This window comes from Brevundimonas sp. FV1ye29L, assembly GCF_058681095.1.
Genome location: NZ_CM178730.1, coordinates 289,962 through 308,671, shown reverse-complemented (window position 1 = coordinate 308,671; position 18,710 = coordinate 289,962). Strand labels below are relative to the sequence as shown.

Sequence of the window (18,710 nt, the reverse complement as noted above, 5' to 3'; positions counted from 1 at the left end):
TGCGCCCGACCGGTTGAAGTGGCGGGGCCCGATGTCTATCTGGTCGCGCTCCGCCCCGCCCCGGGTTCTCTCCCAAGGACGCCCTCGCATGACCGACGCCATCCCCGCCGAATGGGCGCCGCACCGGGCGATGTGGGTCGGCTGGCCCAGCCATGCCGAACTGTGGGAGGACCATCTCGAACAGGCCCGGGCCGAGGTCGAGGCCCTGGTTCGCGCCCTGGCCGGTCCGGGCCGCGAACACGTCAAGCTGATGGTGGGCCATGAAGAGGCCCTGGCCGATGCCCGCGCCCGCTTCGCGGACGTCGTTGGCGTCACCGTGGTGCCCGGCCGGTTCGGCGATATCTGGTTGAGGGACACCGGACCGATCTTCGGCCGGGGTTCGACGACCGCCGCAGCCTTCGGCTTCAATGGCTGGGGGGGGAAATACGTCTATCCCCATGACACGGAGGTCGCCGACCAGATCGGCGCCGAGACCGGCGTACCCCTGATCCGCAATGATTTCATCCTTGAGGGCGGCTCGCTCGACCACAATGGAGAAGGCGCGATCCTGACCACCCGCCAATGCGTCCTGAACCCCAACCGCAACCCCGGCTGGACCGAGGCGTCGGCGGAAACGGCGCTGAAGTCGGCGCTCGGCGCGACCTCGGTCGTCTGGCTGGGCGACGGCCTGTTGAACGACCATACCGACGGCCATGTCGACAATCTGGCGCGGTTCGTGTCGCCTGACACGGTCGCCGCGCCGATCGCCTTCGGCCGCAAGGACCCGAACGCCGACGCCTATGACGCCGCCGCCGCCGCCATCGCTGCGGCAGGCTTCACCCCGTTGCGCATCCCCTCCCCCGGCCTGGTGCTGGACGAGGACGAACGGCCGATCCCCGCCAGCCATATGAATTTCCTGATCGCCAACGGCGCTGTGATCGTCCCGACCTACGGCGACGCGACGGCGGCGCGTCTGGCCTGCGAAGGCCTGGCGACCGTCTTTACGGACCGCGACATCATCCCCCTGCCCTCCACCGCCATCCTGACCGGCGGCGGGTCGTTCCACTGCATTTCCCAGCAGGAGCCTGCGTGAAGTGATTGGTGGATAGTGGTTGGTGGCTGCAGGGTGACAAGAACCGGGAACGTCAATGACCGAAGGCGTCAGAAGCTACCGCGATCTTCAGGTCTGGAAGTCCGCAATAGACTGGACCGAGGCCGTCTATGAGGCCACCGCGCACTGGCCGGCGGATGAACGGTTCGGGCTGATCAGTCAGGTGCGTCGAGCGGCGATTTCTGTCCCTTCGAACATCGCCGAAGGCGCGGCGCGCCGCAGCACAGGCGAGTTCGTGCAGTTTCTCGGGATGGCCAGAGGCTCCCTGGCAGAGGTCGAGACCCAGCTTATTCTCGCCGGACGCTTTGGATACACTGCCAGGAATGACATCGCGGCGCTCTTGGGCGGCGCAGAACAGATCAGCCGAATGCTTGTCGCCCTGATCGCCTCGCTGAAACGAAGGCAAAACGCATGACCCCGCAATCACTAGTCACTAATCACTAATCACCATGACCCGCACCATCGCACACTCGCCACTCGCCACTTCGAGAACCATCACCGTCGCCGCCCTCCAGACCTCCTACGGGACGGACATGCAGGCCAACATCGACAAGACCATCGCCCTGATCCGCGAGGCGGCGTCGCAGGGCGCCCAGGTCATCCTGCCCTCGGAGCTGTTTCAGGGACCGTATTTCTGCGTCTCCCAGGAGGAGCACTGGTTCGCCACAGCCTACGCCTGGCGCGAGCATCCGGCCGTGGTTCAGCTTCAGCCGGTCGCCCGGGAGCTGGGCGTGGCCATCCCCGTCTCGATATTCGAGCGCGAGGGGCCGCATTATTTCAACTCGCTGGTCATGCTCGACGCCGACGGCGAGGCCCTGGGCGTCTATCGCAAGAGCCACATCCCCGACGGCCCGGGCTATCAGGAGAAATACTACTTCCGGCCCGGCGACACCGGTTTCAAGGTCTGGTCGACGCGGTTCGGCCGGATCGGCGTCGGCATCTGCTGGGACCAATGGTACCCGGAGAGCGCGCGGGCGATGATGCTTCAGGGCGCGGACGTCCTGATGTATCCCACCGCGATCGGTTCGGAGCCGCATGACGCCGAACTGGACACGGCCGAGCCCTGGCGGCGAGCCATGCAGGGGCATGCCGTGTCAAACGTCGTTCCGGTCGTGGCCGCCAACCGGATCGGCCACGAGACCGTGACCCCGGCGGGCCAGACCTTCTACGGCCATTCCTTCATCGCCGATCACCGGGGTGATCTGGTCGAGACGCTGGATCGGCAGGAGGGTGTCGTCGTCCACACCTTCGACCTGGACTTCATCGACCGCTACCGCGCCGCCTGGGGCTTTTTCCGTGACCGCCGGCCGGAGCTGTACGGGTCTCTGGCGTCTCCCCGACCTGCGATCTGAGGACGGGCGCGCCGCCCTAGCGTTCGATCCGGTTGCGCTCGACGAGGTTTCGTTCGGCCCGGTCGCCGTCGTCAGCGCTGGAGCCGAACGGATAGCCCTTGTCGGCGTCGCAATACTTTCGCCGGCCCTCGCGCGCGCCGACCACGACCAGTTGCGGCCGCAGCCAGCTGGCGCCGGTGAAGACATTGTCGGTGATGCGATTGTCCGAGGGGGTCTGGTGCCGGATCACCCCGTCCTCTCCGCAGTTGCGATAGAGGAAGATCCCGCCCCTGCCCCTGAGGTTGAAACGATTGCCGCTGACCCGGTTGAAGGCCGACCCGTCAACGGCCACCTGTTCGCGCGCCGTAGCGATGTCAAAGACATTGCCCTGCAGTACATTCCCCTGGCTTTCGGCATCCAGATAGACGGCCACGGACACGGAACGCCCGGAAAATCGCGAGTCATTCAGGGTCACCCCCGTCACCCCTGGCCCGATGTAGAGCGGGATGGAGCCGGTCGCCTGAACGCTCAGCCGCGCCAGCTCGATCCTGGCCGGGGCCGCCGCCCGGGCCGCCGCCGGGTGGCCCGGGGTCCGTGAGGAAGCGCGCAGGTCGGCCATGGATCCCCCGGCGCCCATACCCCAGATTCGGATCGCGCCGTGGACGGTGCAGTGGCGCACGAAGACGTCCGTCGGCCGGCTGAAATTCCCGCCCTCAGCCCGGGACCAGATCGCCACGGTAGGCTGCCGGGTGGTCACCGGGAACCCGGGTCGCCCCAGGGCCCCGCCACCGCAGTCAATCCCGGCGCCGGACGCCCCGGCGCCCTGGATCAGGACCGGCCGCGTCACCCGACCCCCGTTCAGCATGGCGCGGCAGGTCAGGGGATATGGCGTCGTTTCTGTGGCCGTCAGGGCGCGCATTTCCACAGCATTGCACGGCCTTGCCCCCGGCGACGCCGTCTCCAGGGCAAGGACGAGAAGGGCGGCGATCACGGATGGCGCTTCATGGCAGGGAGAGGGGCTGGGGCAGGGGCTGGGCCAGGGTTGCGGCCTCGGCCGCGCAGCCGCTGTTGGTCAGGCCTGTCGCGCGCACCCTGGCCAGTTCATCCCGCGCGGCGACCAGATCGGCCCGGAAGACCGGGTCGGCGACGGTCTCCTGTCCGACAGCCCGGCCGAGGGCGGTTCCGGCAGCGACATCGGCATCATAGTGCATGCCGCAGACGGCGCGGCTGACGCCGATCTGGCGGCCGATTTCGCGCGCCCGGTCTGCCCGGGACGGATCCAGCTCGGCCATGACCTCGCCATAGGCGGCCCCCACCGCAGCGCTGCCGGACGGATAGGAGGGACTGGCCCGCCCCGCCGGCGTCACCCGCTGGCAGGCGGCACGTGAGGGATCCACACCGGTCGGGCGAGGCCGGAAGGCGCGCGCCTTGACCCGCTCCGCCGCTCCGTCGGCATCGTGCAGAACCTTCTGAAGGATGGCGGTCAGCCGGGGCGTGGCGGCCGGCTGGAACCGCACCCCGAGGGCGCAGTCAAAATGCTGGCGGGCCAGTTCGGGGCGGAGTTCGGCGTGGGCCGTGGCCAGGAGCCAGCGATCGCCGCCTTCCAGCACCCGATAGCGGTCCGACGCCGCACGATCCGCCGCCTGTTCGGGCGACCCGTCGGCGGCCGGAGCCGGCACTGTGTCGGCCAGGGCGACGAGGCGCGACCCGGTCAGATAACCGCCGCTCGCCGCTGCCGACGTCATGGCCGTTGTCACCGGAGCGCCGAAGGGCGTGGTCGAACAGGCGGCGAACATCAGGGCCGCCAGCCCGACAGGGGCCATCCCGACAACCCGCGCGCCAGACCTTGTCACGACCCCGGGGTCCAGGTCACCTGGGCCGAGGTCCGGCCGGTGTCGAGGGGGTGGGCCACGACGGTCAGACTGCCGCCGCCGGACGTCAGGGTCGCGCTGTAGGCGCGGGTCTCGCCATTGCTCATGGCCATGATCCGGGTCATGCCCGCCGCCTCGGCGCGCCGTTGATAGAAGTCCACAATGGCGTCGGGCGAGGCGTCGCTGGTGAACACAATCCCTCCGCCGGCGCCGCCGGGCGCCGAGGTCGCCAAAGGCGTGGTCTCGACCGTCGCGCCCGGATAGATCACCGCAAACCCCGGAGCGCCTTCGATCGGCTCGCCGGAAGCGACGGGCGGCGCCGGGTCCGGGGCCTCCGGAGACGCCGTCGCGGCGGGCGAAGTCGACGCCGGCACGGCCGGGTCCCCCGCCGATCGCCCGGCGTCGGGATCGGGATGGCGTTCCACAGACCCGGACTGCGGTCCCGGGTCCGGGACGCCGTCGCGGTCACAGGACGCCAGACCCGCCGTCGTCGCCATCAGGGCGATCACCGCCAGCCGTCTCGTCATTCGCCGCACCGTTCAGGATCACAAAAACGTGCGGATACCGTGGCCCATCGTTGCGGCGGGGACAAGGCGGCCCTCCGGGATTGATTTGAAGGCGGCGGCGATGCGGTTTCGCACACAGGGCTCAGCCGGTGGCGGCGTCGGTGCTGCGGCTGTCGGACCCCTCGCCCGGTTCAACGCCTGTATTCTTGACGTCGGAGGGATCCACCGATGCGGGCGTCCGGGGCGGGGCCGAGGCCTGGCCTTCCCGCGCCAGAGCCTCGTCGATCACGGTCTGGTCGGGATCGATCTCGGATCCGGCCGCCGAGCCCCCGCGCAGGGAGCCGGCGCGGGTGTCGGAGCCGACGCCGGACCCCGACAGGGCCTCGATCAGGGCGTCGCGCTCGTGACCGAGGTCCGGCTTTTCGCCCATGGCCGCAGCCTCGCGCGCTTCATCGTTCGGCCCGGAAGGGGCATCGGAAACCTGATCAGGGTCATTCATGGGGTCGCTCCTGTCGCAAGGGGGATGTGCAGGAGTCAAAGCTCTGCCGACGCAGCAGGTTCCTCTTGATATAAGATATATCTTTCGAGCCTTGCTATTTCGTTCGCAAGATATATCTTCGCGGCATGAAGCACGAAGGACATTCACTCATGTATGGATTTTTCAACACAGACAGAGCCGGCGACGCGCATCCCTGCGGCCGGCGAGGTGGGGCGCACTGCGGGCCCGGCGAGCACGGGCCGGGCCATCGGGGTCACGGACCCTGGGGCGGACGGGCCGGGGGCCGGGGGCGCGGCGAGGGCCGGGGCGAGGGCGGCGGCCGTCGCGGCCGCATGTTCGGGCCTGGCGACCTGAGGCTGGTGCTGCTGTCCCTGATCGAACAGGAGCCGCGCCATGGCTATGACCTGATCAAGGCCATCGAGGCCCTGTTTGGCGGTGGGTACGCCCCCTCGCCGGGGGTGGTTTATCCGACCCTGTCGATGCTGTCGGACGAAGGCCTGATCGCCGGCGCCGAGGATGCAGGGGGCAAGCGCGTCTTCTCCCTGACCGACGCCGGCAAGGCCTGGCTGGACGAGAACCGCGCTGCCGTCGACGGCGTCATGCAACGCATGGCCCTGGCGGCGCGCCGCGTCTCGGGCGAACAAACCCCCGAGGTGGTGCGCGAGGCCTTCATGACCCTGCGTCAGGCGGTGGTGATGAAGCCCGGCGGCTGGTCCGACCCGGAGACCGCCAAGGTCGTCGAGACCCTGATGAAGGCGGTCCGCGAGATCAGCGAGGGCTAGGCCGCGTCTCCCCCCTGTTCGCCGCCTGGCGAATGGGGAGGTGGCGGCGAGCCCTTGCGAGCTGACGGAGGGGTTCTGCGTTCATCAAGACCCCCTCCGTCTCCTTCGCTTCGCTACGGATCCACCTCCCCATCCTTTGGACGGGGAGGATACAGCTACGGCGTCCTACTTGCCGAACAGATTGTTCCAGCGGCGCTTGTCGCGGTTCTTCCAGGCGCCGCGGTGATACGCATCCGAGCCGATCAGGGGCACGACCGTGGTGGCCTCGGCGAAGACCATCTGTTCGTGGGTGGTCTGGACCTTGCCCCACGACGCCGCCTCTTTCAGCGTCGAGGAGGAACAGGCGCCGTCGCGGACGTCGGCGACGGTGATCTGGACCGCATAGCGGTGCATCTCGGCCTCGACGCCGAGGATCTCGGCGCAGACGACGGTGTCCTGGGCGAAATTCTTGGGCACGCCGCCGCCGACCATGAACAGGCCGGTGACGCCGGCGGCGATCTTGATGTCGGTCAGTTCGCGGAAGTCGGCGATAGCGTCCAGCATCAGATAGGGCAGACCGGCCGCGGCGCGTTCCTTCTGGTGCTTGACCAGACCGAAGCCGGCCGATGAGTCGACGAAGGCCGGGCAGAAGATCGGCACGCCTTCTTCATAGGCGGTCTGGATCAGCGAGCCGGGCTTCCTGGCGTTGCCCTCGCTCAGCCACTTGCCCATTTCCCAGATGAACTCGCGGCTGGAATAGCCGCGCGGCTCCAGCCGGTTGGCGATCTCCAGGATGGTGTGGTCGCACGCCTGGAGCTCTTCCTCGTCGATATAGGTGTCGTAGATCCGGTCGATGTAGTTCTCGCGCAGGACGTTGTCGTCCACCTCGCCGGCGGCCTGGTAGTGTTTGAAGCCCAGGGCCTCGAAGAAATCCATGTCGACGATCGAGGCGCCCGTGGCGACCACGGCGTCGACCATGCCGAACTTCACCATGTCGCGGTACACATGCATGCAGCCGCCGGCCGAGGTCGAGCCGGCCAGGATCAGCCAGGGCGAGCAGTCCCTGTCCTCGATGGCCATGGAGAAGATGTCGGCGGCGCGGGCGGTGTCGCGGCTCGAGAACGACATCTTGCGCATGGCGTCGACGATCGGGCGGGCGTCAAAGGAAGTGATGTCGACGTGCTCAACAGTGTTCTGGAGCAGCTGCGCCTTCTGATTGGTCTGAACGGGAGCGTTCATTGCAAGGGTTTCCCTTTGGTTTGAGCGCCCGTCGAAGACAATGCAGCGGCCCGGACGGAGCGACGGGCCGCTGCTTTATTGAACGCGTTAGCGACGCTTTCGCGTCAGCTCAACGATTACCGCCGCGCCTTCTTGCGCTGGCCGGCCTTGCCCTTGGGCCGCGACAGCCGCACGACCTTGCGCGCCTGCTCTTCCGCCGTGGTGCGCACGGTCGGGATCGAGCGGGGAGCCAGACCATAGAGGGAGGCCATGGGGGCGTCCCCGACCGCAGCCAGCTCATGCTCGCCATAGCCGTTGAAGCCCGTCGACATGGCCACGCCATAGGCGCCCAGCATGCCGATCTCGATGAAGTCGCCCTCACGGATGTCGGCCGGAAGCCAGAACGGACCCGGCATATGGTCGATCGAGTCGCAGGTCGGTCCATAGAACTGGAACGGCTTGAGATCGGCCGAGGCCTCGCCGTCCCGGACCAGTTTGGTCGGGAAGGGCCAGCGCGAATGGGTCGCGTCGAACAGCGCGCCGTAGGAGCCGTCGTTCAGATACAGGGCGTCGCCCTTGCGCAGGTCCACGCGGCACAGCACCGAGGACGATTCCGCCACCAGCGCCCGACCCGGCTCGCACCACAGCTCGGTCGTTTCCGAGACAGGCATCTCGTTGAAGCCGCGATGGATGGCGTCGGCGTATTCGCTCATGTCCGGCGGGACCATGCCCGGATAGACCGAGGGGAAGCCGCCGCCGACGTCCACGACATCGACGATCACGCCGGCGCGCGAGATGGCGCGGCCGACCTGGGACATTGCCGCCTGATAGGCGGTCGGACGCATGCACTGCGAACCGACGTGGAAGGACACCCCCATCAACCCGTCCCTGACCGCCCTACGGGTGGCCAGCAGCAGGGCCGGGGCCTGGTCGACGGAGACGCCGAACTTGCCGGACAGGGTATAGGCCGCGCCCTCGGCCGAGACGGCCATGCGCACGATCAGATTCAGGTCCGGGGCCCCGCCCGTCGCATCGAGGATCTTGTTCAGCTCATCCACGCAGTCGAGCGAGAAGGTCCGGACGCCATGATCGAAATAGGCGCGGGTGATGGCCGTGCGGCTCTTCACCGGATGCATGAAGGCCAGGCGCGCGTCGGCGCTGACCGAGCGCACCAGCTCGATTTCCGCAAGAGACGCCACATCAAAACCGGTCACGCCCGCCTCGACCAGGGTCTCGATGACCCAGCGCGAGGGATTGGCCTTCACAGCATAGAAGACGTCAGCCTTTAGATTGTCCTGGAACCAGCGCGCCGCTACGGAGACCGCCGCCGGACGCACGAGTGCGACAGGACGTTCGGGGGACCGCTCGCGGACCAGGTCCAGGGGAAATGTATACGTGCGCAATTCACGTAAACCCCTGTGATTGTTAAACCCAGCCGGCGTTAGCAGCGCAAACGTATAGACCTACGGGGTCCGCCGGAAGCCGCGATGTAGGGTCACGGGACTGTCATGTAAAGCGGTTTTTTTGCGGCGCTTCGCGGGTTCGGGGTTGGTTTGTCCGCACCCTGAGCGGTTACGCTGTCGCCACGTGCCCGCACTGGACGCAAACGTCCCCCCCGTGTCATTAAGACTTGCTCCATGCGCGCCTTTCGCGTCATGCGGCGCCTCCGCTATCAGCCGCCATCAGCGAGCCCATGAGTTCATCCTCCTCCGCCGTCGCAAGCGTCCGCGACGTGTCGAAGACCTTCGGCGCCCGCAAGGCGCTGGACGGCGTCTGCGTCGACGTCGCCGCCGGCGAAATGGTCGCCCTGATCGGGCCGTCCGGCTCCGGCAAGTCGACCTTGCTGCGCTCGATCTCGGGCCTGCAGTCGATCGACGGCGGCAAGGGGACCATCCAGGTCTTCGGCCAGACCGTGCAGAAGAACGGCCGCCTGACCGGCGAGGTCCGCGCCGCGCGGGTCAAGCTGGGCATGATCTTCCAGCAGTTCAATCTGGTCGGTCGGCTGAGCCTGTTCTCCAACGTCATGCTGGGCGCCCTGGGCCGTCTGCCGGGATGGCGCGGCCTGCTCGGGGCCTGGCCCCGGGCGGACAAGGAACGGGCCATGGCCGCCCTGCACCGGGTCGGGGTGTCCGACTACGCGGCCCAGCGGGCCAATACCCTGTCCGGCGGCCAGCAACAGCGCGGCGCCATCGCCCGCGCCATCGTCCAGGGCGCCAAAGCCATCCTGGCCGACGAACCTGTCGCCTCGCTGGACCCCGTCTCCGCCCGCAAGGTGATGGAACTGCTGGTCGAGTTGAACCAGCGCGATGGTCTGGGCGTGATCGTGACCCTGCACCAGGTCGACTACGCCATCCGCTACTGCAAGCGGGTGGTGGCGCTGAAGGCCGGCCGGATCGTCTATGACGGCCCGTCCAGCGGCCTGGACACCAAGACCCTCATCGACATCTACGGTCCCGAGTTCGAGGACGCCTTCTGGGAAGCCAAGGCATGACCCGTTTCAATCGTCGCACCGCGCTCGCCCTGTCGGGGGTCGCCGCCGCCCTGTCGCTTCTGGGCCTGTCGGCCTGTGGCGGCGGAGAGCAGACGAAGGCCGGCGGCGTACCGTCTGAAATCACCTTCTCGATCCTGTCGGCCGAGGGTCAGGCCTCGTCCGGCCCGCTCTGGCAGCCCCTGCTGGACGACATGAGCAAGGCCATCGGCGTGCCGGTGAAGCCCTTCTTCGCGGGCAACTACAATGTCCTGATCGAGGCCATGCGGTTCAACCAGACCCAGGTCGCCTGGTTCTCGGCCAAACCCGCCCTCGAGGCCGTGGACCGCGCCGAGGGCGAGGTCATCGCCCGTATCGTCGATCCGGAGGGTCGCGACAGCTACACCTCGACCCTGATCGTCAAGAAGGGGTCGGGCATCACCCTCGACAAGGTGCTTGCCTGCGGCAAGCAGTACAATTTCGGCATCGGCGACGCCCAGTCCACCTCGGGCACCCTCGCGCCCATGACCTTCCTGTTCAATCCGCGCAATGTCGTCCCGGCCCAGTGCTTCAAGGTCGTGCGTTCGGCCAACCATCAGGCCAACGCCATCGCCGTCGCGACCGATCAGGTCGACGTCGCCACCTCGAACTCGGTCAACACCATCTTCATGAAGCGCGAGAACCCGGGTCTCGCGGCCCAACTGGAGGACATCTGGGTCTCGCCGCCGATCCCCGAGAGCGGCATCGTCCTCCGCGAGGATCTCGACCCGGCGCTCAAGGAGAAGATCCGCGCCTTCTTCCTGTCCTACGGCCAGGGCGAGGGCCCCGAGGCCGACCGCCAGCGCCGGGTTCTGGCCGGGCTGAACTATTCGATGTTCCGCGCTGCGGACGATTCCTACCTCGATCCCGTGCGCGAGATGGTCGCCGACCAGAAGCTGAACGATGCGAAGGCCAAGGGCGACGCTGCAGCGGTGGCGGCGGCCACGCGTGAGCTGACCGCCCTGCGCGCCAGGCGCGAGGTCCGTCCGTGACCACCCCTTCCGATCCGAAGATCGCCGACATGACCGCTGCGGGCGGCGCCCCGGTCGCCGACGCGATACCCCGGCCGCCGGTCAAGTCACTGTCGGCCTGGATGTTCGACCTGATGCTGTGGGGCGGTCTGGCACTGATCCTCCTCCTGAGCTTCGGCCGGGTGGATATGCAGAACCTGCCCAAACTGTTCTCCGGATCCGAGAGCATCCGCCTTTACGGGGCGGAGTTGCTCAAGCCTGAATGGTCGGCCATCTTCCCCACCGGCGACAACGCTTGGCACGCCTTCACCCGCATCTTCAGCGAGCCCTCGGCCAGCCTGGCCGGCCAGATGTGGCTGACGGTCCAGATCGCCCTCTGGGGCACCTTCATGGCCGTCTTTATCGCCCTGCCCATGGGGCTGATGGCCTCGCGCAACATCGCGCCCGGCTGGATGGTGTTCATCGTTCGCCGGATCATGGACCTGCTCCGGTCGATCCCGGATCTGGTCATCGCCACCCTGTTCATCGTCGCCGTGGGCCTTGGCCCCCTGGCCGGCGTCCTGGCCCTCGCCCTCAACACCGGCGGGGTTCTGGCCAAGCTGTTTTCCGAGGCCGTGGAATCCATCGACAAGGGGCCGGTGGAGGGCGTTCGCGCCACCGGCGCCGGCAAGCTGCACGAGATCGGCTGGGGCGTCCTGCCCCAGGTCGCGCCGCTCTGGACCTCATTCGCCCTCTATCGGTTTGAGTCCAACAGCCGGGCCGCCACCGTCCTGGGCCTGATCGGGGCAGGCGGCATCGGCCAGACCCTGTTCGAGAGCATCCAGGGCTTCCAGTATGGACGGGTCGCCGCCATCGCCATTGTCATTGTGGTGGCGGTCACCCTGATCGACACCCTGTCGCAGGTCATGCGCAAACGCCTGCTCTGACCGGTCGCCTGGCCCCTGCCGGGGAAAAGCGTCACAAATCTCTGGTCTAGAGCGACGTGAGTTTGTCGCCCTTCAGGGATGTCCCATGATCCGTTCTCCGCTCGTTGCGGTCGCCGCCGTCACGGTCCTGGCCCTGTCCGTCGCCGGCTGCAGCCGGGACGGCGGCGGCCAGCGCACGGGCGTGTGGTCGGCCGGATCGTCGACGGTCTTCCCCTTCGCCACCCGCGTCGCCGAGAATTTCGGCCGCAACAATCCGGGCATGTCCTCGCCCCGCGTCGAGGCCCTGGGCACCGGCGGCGGCATCAAGGCCTTCTGTCAGGGCCTCGGCCCGACCACCCCCGATATCGCCAACGCCTCGCGGCCGCTGAAGAAGTCGGAGTTCGACGAGTGCGTGAAGAACGGCGTGACCGACATCATCGAGCTGCAGATCGGCTATGACGGCATCGTCGTGGCCACGGCGCGGACCGGCAACAGTTTCAACTTCGAACTGAACGACCTCTATGAGGGCCTGGCCCGCGAGGTTCCCGACGCCTCGGGCAAGTTCATCCTGAACCCGCAACGCACCTGGCGCGACGTCAACCCGGGCCTGCCGGACCAGCGCATCCAGGTCTATGGGCCGCCTCCGACCTCGGGCACCCGCGACGCCTTCCTGGAACTGGGCATGGCCCCGGGCGCCAAACTGGTCCCGGCCGCCGCCGCCCTCGCCAAGTCCGACGAGGACCGGTTCGAGACCATCGCCCACACGGTGCGCGAGGACGGCGCCTGGGTCGATTCGGGCGAGAACGACAACGCCATTCTGCAGACCCTGAGCCGCACCCCCGGGTCGCTGGGCGTGTTCGGCTTTTCCTTCCTCGAGCAGAACATGGACACGGTGAAGGCCGAGAGCATCGACGGCATCATGCCCTCGGTCGAGACCATCGCCGACGGCTCCTATCCCCTGGCCCGCAGCCTCTACATCTATGTCAAGAAGGCCCACATCGGCGTGATCCCGGGCCTGAGGCAGTACATCCAGGAATTCATGTCCGACGCCTCGGCCGGGCGCGGCGGCTATCTGCAGGATCGCGGCCTGATCCCCCTGCGCGAGGACGAACTGCGCGCCCAGCGCCTGATCGCCGCAAACCTGACGGCCATGGCGCCGCCGGCGAAATAGGGGCTGCGACTGCCGCGGCGGCGGCACTCACAGATCGACCTCACGGACGCGTTGTCTGGCCCCTGAACGGAAGCAGACGGCAACTGTGATGCATTGAGCGAAATCCGGATTCAGAGGCGATCGCACCTCGACCGGTTTCGCCCTAGGCTGCGACCTTGCGGCGGACGCGGGCGATACGGCGAAGGCGGCGCCAGAAACGGCCGCGCTGGGGCTCCGGATAGGGTTCCAGATTCTCGACGAACTGTTCGGCCGAGGCGCGCCAGCTGAATTTTTCGGCATAGGCCCGCACCAGGGCGCGGTCGCACTCCAGCGCCTTCAGACAGGCCGTCTTCAGATCCTCGTCGATGGCGCCGGCGTTGGAGCCGGGGATGATGTCGATAGGGCCGTGGGCCGGATAGGCGGCGACCGGGGTGCCGGTGGCCATGGCCTCGAGGATGACCAGTCCGAAGGTGTCGGTCCAGCTGGGGAAGACGAAGACGTCCGCGTCGCGGAAACAACGCGCCAGCTCCTCGCCGAAACGGGCGCCGAGGAATTTGGCCTCTGGATAACGGGCCTCCAGGTCGGCGCGGGCCGGTCCGTCGCCGACCACAATCTTGGTTCCCGGCAGGTCGGTGGACAGGAAGGCCTCGATGTTTTTCTCGACGGCCACCCGGCCGACGTTGAGGAAGAAGGGCCGGGGCCAGTTCTTTCCGGGATCGTTCGGCCCGCCCAGTTCGTCATAGATGCGCGGCAGGTCGGGATGGAACTGTTCGGTATCCACGCCGCGCGACCAGGGCGAGACATTCCTGAAACCGTGCTCGACCAGTTCGTCGCGCAGGGTCGGGGTCGCCACCATCAGCCGTCCGGAAGGCTTGTGGAACCATTTCATGTAGGCGTAGCCGACCTGGACCGGGATCGGGAACCGGGCCGAGACATATTCGGGGAATTTGGTGTGGTAGCTGGTCGTGAACGGCAGTTTCCACTCCACGCAGATGCGCCGCATGGCGATGCCGATCGGGCCCTCCGTGGCGATATGCACGGCCTCGGGTTCGAACGCCCGCAACATCTCGCGGATCTCTTCCTCAGCGCCAAGGGCCAGCCGGATCTCGGGATAGGTGGGGCAGGGAATGGTCTTGAACAGGCTGGGTTCGATGACCTCGACCTCGTGTCCCATCGCGCGACATTCGGCGATCGTCCGGGTCAGGGTGCGGACGACGCCATTGACCTGGGGCTCCCAGGCGTCGGTGGCCAGAACGATGCGCATGTGGGCCGGGAGGCTCCGCCGTTATCCAGCCCGCACCTTTAGACGGTCAGGATGACGATGGCGAGACGCTGTCACAATCACCTTTTCGCGTAGTGGCCGGCGTTCTGACCGGAAGCGTCGCCGAAACCGTCACAGGGGCAGCACCGTCGTCGACTTCACCTCTTCGAGAACCGCATAGGTCCGCGTCTCGCGCACGCCCGGCATCCTGACCAGGATGTCGCCGAGGAAGGCGCGATAGGCGTCCATGTCCGCGACCCGGGCCTTGATCAGATAGTCGAAGCCGCCGGCCACCATATGGCATTCCAGAATCTCGGCCTGGCGGCGTACGGCCGTGGCGAAGGCCTCGAACACATCCCCGGTCGTCCGGTCCAGCAGGACCTCGACGAAGATCAGCAGGTCGCGCCCCACAAGGGCCGGATCGATCATGGCCGCATAGCCGGTGATCACCCCCCGCTCGCGCAGACGCCTGACCCGTTCGAAACAGGCGGCGGCGGAGAGGTTGCATCTCCGGGCCAGTTCAGCGTTGGATATGCGGGCGTCCTCCTGCAAGACCCGCAGCAGGCGCCGGTCAGTGGCGTCGATCTCGATCATCGGAATAACCGGCCCCTCACCGAACAAGCTTCGCCTGAGACGTACATCATAGAAAGCACCTTCGGCCAGACGGTCGTTATAGGGCGATGATCCCCCGGCCGATCACACAGGCTCGCCACCATGACGTCCTCGACCTTCGACCCTGCCGCCGTCTCCGGGTGGGACACACTGGACCACGGCAAGTTCGCCGATGAGCGCGAGGCCGTCGCCGCCAACCTCGCCCGCCTTCCGTTTGACGCCGCCGGCCGCGCCGCCGTGGTCGCCGAGGCCGTCGAACTGGTCGAATACGCGCGCCGGTCCCGGAAGAAGCAGGGCGTGGTCGAGAGCTTCCTGCAGGAGTTCAGCCTGGGCACCCGCGAGGGTCTGGCCCTGATGTGTCTGGCCGAGGCCCTGCTGCGCACACCGGACGAGGACACCCGCGACCGGCTGATCGCCGAAAAGATCGGCTCGGCCGACTGGGCTTCGCACCTGGGCAACTCCGACAGTCTGTTCGTCAATGCCTCCACCTGGGGCCTGATGCTGACCGGCAAGCTGGTCGATGCCGACGAAGAGGCCAAGACCGACCTGCCCGGCTTCCTGAGGCGGATCGCCGGTCGCCTGGGCGAGCCGGTCATCCGTCAGGCGGTGGCGACGGCGGTGCGCATCATGGGCGAGCAGTTCGTGGTCGGCCGCACCATCGACGCCGCCCTCAAACGCTCGAACCGCGAAGGCTGGCTGTGCAGTTTTGACATGCTGGGCGAGGGCGCCCGCACCGCCGTCGACGCCGAGCGCTATGAACATATCTATGCCGGAGCCATCGCCGCCGTCGGCAAGACGGCCAGGGGCCAGGGGCCAGAGGCCGGCCATGGCGTCTCGGTGAAGCTGTCGGCCCTGTGCCCCCGCTATGAGGCGACGCATGAGGCCAGGGTCTGGGACGAGCTCTATCCCCGCATCCTGCGTCTGGCCCTGATCGCGGCCCGGTACGACATCAACTTCACCATCGACGCGGAGGAGGCCGACCGCCTCGCCCTTTCGCTGAAGCTGCTGGACCGGTTGGCGCACGAGCCGGCCCTGCGCGACTGGACTGGCCTCGGACTGGCGGTCCAGGCCTATCAGAAGCGGGCCCACGAGGTCATCGTCCGCGTCGCCGACCTGGCTCGCCGCGCCCACCGCCGCCTGATGGTCCGTCTGGTCAAGGGCGCCTATTGGGACACCGAGATCAAGCGGGCCCAGGTCATGGGGCGGCCCGACTATCCGGTCTTCACCACCAAGGCCGCGACCGACCTGAACTACCTGGTCTGCGCCCGGGCCATGATCGACGCGGCGCCGGACCTGTACGCCCAGTTCGCCACCCACAACGCCCATTCGCTGGCCGCCGTCCACCGGATGGCGCGTGACGCCAACGGGGGACAGGGGGTGAAGATCGAGTTCCAGCGCCTGCACGGCATGGGCGAGGCCCTCTATGACGCTGCGGCCGAGACCTTCGGCCCCGTCACCGTCCGCGCCTATGCCCCCGTCGGCGGCCATGAGGAGTTGCTGCCCTATCTGGTGCGTCGCCTGCTGGAGAACGGCGCCAACTCCTCGTTCGTCCACGCCCTGCTGGACGAGCGGGTGCCCGCCTCCGCCGTCGCCGGCGACCCCATAACTGCGGTCGAGCTCGCCCCCGACCGCCACGCCAAAATCCCCCCGCCCAAGGATATCTATATGGACCGCCAGAATGCCCTGGGTCGCGACTATTCGCAGGCCGCCGACCGCGCCCGCCACGCCGAGGCGCTGGAACGGGTTGATCGTGAACGCTTCGCCTCCGGCCCCATCGTCGGCGGCGCCCTGAAGGCCGGAATCCAGCCGCAAGAGGTGCTCAGCCCTTGGGACGGCCGCGTCCTGGGTCATGTGTCCGAGGCGGGCCCGGCCGATATCGAGACCGCCGCCGACCGGGCCGCCGTCGCGCAGCTGCACTGGGACCGGGTCGGCGGCGCCGGTCGCGCCCCCGTGCTGCGGGCCATGGCCGAGGCGCTGGAGGCCGACATGGACCGGCTGGTCGCCCTGCTGGCCCGGGAAGCGGGCAAGACCCTGAACGACGGCGTGGCCGAGGTGCGCGAGGCCGCCGACTTCCTGCGCTACTATGCGGTGCTGGCCGAGAAGCAGTTCGGGGGGCCGGAAATCCTGAAAGGCCCGGTCGGGGAGATCAACCAGCTGGTCCTGCACGGACGCGGCGTCTTCGCCTGCATCAGCCCGTGGAACTTCCCTCTCGCCATCTTCACCGGCCAGATCGCCGCCGCCCTCGCCGCCGGCAATGCCGTCCTGGCCAAGCCCGCCGAACAGACGCCCCTGATCGCCGCCGAGGCGGTACGCCTGTTCCACAGGGCGGGCCTGCATCCCGACCTGCTGGCCCTCGTTCCGGGCCGGGGCGAGACCGTCGGCGCGGCCCTCGTCAGCCACCCCGGGATCGACGGCGTGGCCTTCACCGGCGGCACGGACACGGCCTCGGCCATCAACCGCAGCCTGGCCGCCCGGCCGGGCGCCATCATTCCCTTCATCGCCGAGACCGGCGGCCTGAACGGCATGTTCGTGGACACCACCGCCCTGAAGGAACAGGTGATCGACGACGTCATCAACTCCGCCTTCGGCAGCGCCGGCCAGCGCTGCTCGGCCCTGCGCATCCTCTATGCGCCGAAGGATTCGGCCGACGCCCTGATTGAAGGGCTGAAGGGGGCGCTGGAGGCCCAGGTGGTCGGCGACCCCGCCGATCCGGCCACGGACATCGGCCCGGTCATCGACGCGGAGAGCAAGGCGATGCTGGAGGCCCACGTCGAACGCCTGTCGCGGGAGGCGACGGTGATCGTGCGCGCGATCGTGCCCGATGAAGCAAAAGGCCACGTCTTCGCCCCGACGATCGCCGAGATCCCGACCCCCGACTTCCTCCAACGCGAGGTCTTCGGCCCGGTGCTGCACGTCTATCGCTATGATCCGAAGGATCTGAAGACCGTCGCCGGCAAGCTGGCCTCACGCGGCTATGGCCTGACCCTGGGGGTGCATAGCCGGATCGAGGCCTTCGCCGCCGAGGTGATCGACCTGGTCCCGGCCGGCAATGTCTATATCAACCGCTCGATCACCGGCGCGGTCGTGGGCGTCCAGCCCTTCGGCGGCGAGGGCCTGTCCGGCACCGGCCCCAAGGCCGGCGGGCCCCACAGCCTGATCCGTTTCGCGGCGGAGAAGGCGATCAGTAACAACATCTCCGCCCAGGGCGGGGACCCGGCGCTGCTGAATCTGTAGGGCCTGGCCAGGGGCGCGGCCTCAGCCTCGCCTCCACAGCCTTCCAGAGCCGCGCCTCGTCCGCACGTCCCTCGGCCTCGGCCTGCCGGGCCAGTTCGATGGCCCGCGCATGGCCGCGCCAGTTGAGGTTCCAGGCCAGGTCGTTGGTGCGGCGCCAGACTTCTTCGGCCCAGGAGTCCTCGGCGATATCGGCCGCGCTCATGACCGGGCCTGCGCGTTCAGGGCCGAACAGCCGAACAGAAAGGCGGCGAGGGCCCATGCCAGCACCCAGACGCCCGGCAGGAAGGCGTCCGTATCGCGTGTCACGGCATAGCCGATCGCCACCGTGACCGTCTGCACCGCCGCCATGGCCCACAGAGTCCGGCTCATGCCCTTTGCTCTGAACCCGGCGATGAACGAACCCGTCGCCCCGACCAGCAGCGGCAGGAGGAACAGCAGGTTGATCAGGTCGTCTTCGGACCCCACCAGACCGACCGCGCCCTGGACCCAGAGCATGACGAAGGCCGCCCCCGCCGCGACCACGACGGCGCCGCGATAGAGTCCGTCGCCCGTCAGCCGGACCACCAGCTCGAAGGCGCCGACCAGTGAGGCCAGCAGCACCCCGGCCACGGCGACGTCGAAGCCCGTCCACTGGACCTCGGCGGTGAACCGCATGGCGATCAGGGGCAACAGCAGGACCAGCCCCGCGCCGGTCCAGGCGGCGATCCGCCAGCCGATGAGGCCGCCCTTTCGATCCGTCAGAACGGGACTGTTTTCGGTGTTCGTCATTGCCTAGGCTCCTCACAGGTTCGAGCC

Annotated in this window: 19 protein-coding genes; 9 read left to right on the top strand and 10 right to left on the bottom strand. The window is 68.0% G+C overall.

The window, feature by feature from the left end:
• The first annotated feature begins 88 nt into the window (after positions 1 to 88).
• From ACW17W_RS01555 to aguB, 3 genes are read left to right on the top strand one after another with little or no spacing between them, the layout of a single operon-like run.
• A complete protein-coding gene (locus tag ACW17W_RS01555; protein WP_492078695.1) occupies positions 89 to 1,072 on the top strand; it encodes an agmatine deiminase family protein in 984 nt (327 codons plus the stop codon).
• 55 nt (positions 1,073 to 1,127) lie between these two features.
• A complete protein-coding gene (locus ACW17W_RS01550; RefSeq protein ID WP_492078693.1) occupies positions 1,128 to 1,505 on the top strand; it encodes a four helix bundle protein in 378 nt (125 codons plus the stop codon).
• 34 nt (positions 1,506 to 1,539) lie between these two features.
• Positions 1,540 to 2,442: an N-carbamoylputrescine amidase gene (aguB, locus tag ACW17W_RS01545; protein ID WP_492078691.1), complete on the top strand. Its 903-nt coding sequence runs from the start codon at positions 1,540 to 1,542 to the stop codon at positions 2,440 to 2,442.
• Positions 2,443 to 2,458: 16 nt separating this feature from the next.
• Here the strand turns inward: aguB and ACW17W_RS01540 are convergent, their stop codons facing one another.
• From ACW17W_RS01540 to ACW17W_RS01525, 4 genes are all read right to left on the bottom strand, one after another.
• A complete protein-coding gene (locus ACW17W_RS01540) occupies positions 2,459 to 3,412 on the bottom strand; it encodes a right-handed parallel beta-helix repeat-containing protein (RefSeq protein WP_492078689.1) in 954 nt (317 codons plus the stop codon).
• Between the two features lie 10 nt (positions 3,413 to 3,422).
• Entirely contained in the window at positions 3,423 to 4,244 is an 822-nt protein-coding gene (locus ACW17W_RS01535; RefSeq protein WP_492078688.1) for a phosphatase PAP2 family protein, read from the bottom strand.
• Positions 4,245 to 4,270: 26 nt separating this feature from the next.
• Complete coding sequence (locus ACW17W_RS01530) at positions 4,271 to 4,819, bottom strand: hypothetical protein (protein ID WP_492078686.1); 549 nt, start codon at positions 4,817 to 4,819, stop codon at positions 4,271 to 4,273.
• A gap of 121 nt (positions 4,820 to 4,940) precedes the next feature.
• Positions 4,941 to 5,297 carry a ribonuclease gene (locus ACW17W_RS01525; protein ID WP_492078684.1) on the bottom strand — a complete coding sequence of 119 codons (357 nt, stop codon included), beginning with the start codon at positions 5,295 to 5,297 and terminating at the stop codon, positions 4,941 to 4,943.
• Between the two features lie 332 nt (positions 5,298 to 5,629).
• On the opposite strand from ACW17W_RS01525, the gene ACW17W_RS01520 reads away from it, so the two are divergent.
• A complete protein-coding gene (locus ACW17W_RS01520; protein ID WP_492078683.1) occupies positions 5,630 to 6,079 on the top strand; it encodes a PadR family transcriptional regulator in 450 nt (149 codons plus the stop codon).
• 165 nt (positions 6,080 to 6,244) lie between these two features.
• Here the strand turns inward: ACW17W_RS01520 and ACW17W_RS01515 are convergent, their stop codons facing one another.
• A complete protein-coding gene (locus ACW17W_RS01515) occupies positions 6,245 to 7,297 on the bottom strand; it encodes a 1,9-bis(guanidino)-5-aza-nonane synthase (protein ID WP_492078681.1) in 1,053 nt (350 codons plus the stop codon).
• A 116-nt stretch (positions 7,298 to 7,413) separates the two neighbouring features.
• On the bottom strand, positions 7,414 to 8,679 hold the full coding sequence (locus ACW17W_RS01510) for a type III PLP-dependent enzyme (RefSeq protein WP_492078679.1): 1,266 nt from the start codon (positions 8,677 to 8,679) through the stop codon (positions 7,414 to 7,416).
• A 290-nt stretch (positions 8,680 to 8,969) separates the two neighbouring features.
• Here ACW17W_RS01510 and phnC point away from each other — a divergent pair, with 290 nt between their 5' ends.
• From phnC to ACW17W_RS01490, 4 genes are all read left to right on the top strand, one after another.
• On the top strand, positions 8,970 to 9,767 hold the full coding sequence (gene phnC, locus ACW17W_RS01505) for a phosphonate ABC transporter ATP-binding protein (protein ID WP_492078677.1): 798 nt from the start codon (positions 8,970 to 8,972) through the stop codon (positions 9,765 to 9,767).
• Positions 9,764 to 10,774, top strand: coding sequence for a phosphate/phosphite/phosphonate ABC transporter substrate-binding protein (gene phnD, locus ACW17W_RS01500; RefSeq protein ID WP_492078675.1), 1,011 nt, complete (start codon positions 9,764 to 9,766; stop codon positions 10,772 to 10,774). Before phnC ends, phnD begins: the two co-directional genes overlap by 4 nt.
• 29 nt (positions 10,775 to 10,803) lie before the next feature.
• Positions 10,804 to 11,679 carry a phosphonate ABC transporter, permease protein PhnE gene (gene phnE / locus ACW17W_RS01495; protein ID WP_492080354.1) on the top strand — a complete coding sequence of 292 codons (876 nt, stop codon included), beginning with the start codon at positions 10,804 to 10,806 and terminating at the stop codon, positions 11,677 to 11,679.
• Positions 11,680 to 11,764: 85 nt separating this feature from the next.
• Positions 11,765 to 12,829, top strand: coding sequence for a substrate-binding domain-containing protein (locus ACW17W_RS01490; RefSeq protein WP_492078673.1), 1,065 nt, complete (start codon positions 11,765 to 11,767; stop codon positions 12,827 to 12,829).
• A 142-nt stretch (positions 12,830 to 12,971) separates the two neighbouring features.
• On the opposite strand, the gene ACW17W_RS01485 is transcribed toward ACW17W_RS01490, so the two are convergent.
• Both ACW17W_RS01485 and ACW17W_RS01480 read right to left on the bottom strand, forming a co-directional pair.
• Positions 12,972 to 14,072, bottom strand: a complete 1,101-nt coding sequence (locus ACW17W_RS01485; RefSeq protein WP_492078671.1) for a glycosyltransferase family 4 protein — start codon at positions 14,070 to 14,072, stop codon at positions 12,972 to 12,974.
• A 129-nt stretch (positions 14,073 to 14,201) separates the two neighbouring features.
• Positions 14,202 to 14,663: an Lrp/AsnC ligand binding domain-containing protein gene (locus tag ACW17W_RS01480; RefSeq protein ID WP_492078669.1), complete on the bottom strand. Its 462-nt coding sequence runs from the start codon at positions 14,661 to 14,663 to the stop codon at positions 14,202 to 14,204.
• Between the two features lie 120 nt (positions 14,664 to 14,783).
• Between ACW17W_RS01480 and putA the strand changes: the two genes are divergently transcribed.
• Positions 14,784 to 17,915: a bifunctional proline dehydrogenase/L-glutamate gamma-semialdehyde dehydrogenase PutA gene (gene putA / locus ACW17W_RS01475; RefSeq protein WP_492078667.1), complete on the top strand. Its 3,132-nt coding sequence runs from the start codon at positions 14,784 to 14,786 to the stop codon at positions 17,913 to 17,915.
• On the opposite strand, the gene ACW17W_RS01470 is transcribed toward putA, so the two are convergent.
• On the bottom strand, positions 17,863 to 18,117 hold the full coding sequence (locus ACW17W_RS01470; protein ID WP_492078665.1) for a hypothetical protein: 255 nt from the start codon (positions 18,115 to 18,117) through the stop codon (positions 17,863 to 17,865). The two genes, putA and ACW17W_RS01470, sit on opposite strands and share 53 nt — an antisense overlap.
• On the bottom strand, positions 18,114 to 18,683 hold the full coding sequence (locus ACW17W_RS01465; protein WP_492078663.1) for a hypothetical protein: 570 nt from the start codon (positions 18,681 to 18,683) through the stop codon (positions 18,114 to 18,116). The genes ACW17W_RS01470 and ACW17W_RS01465 overlap by 4 nt, the downstream gene beginning before the upstream one ends.
• Between the last annotated feature and the right edge of the window lie 27 nt (positions 18,684 to 18,710).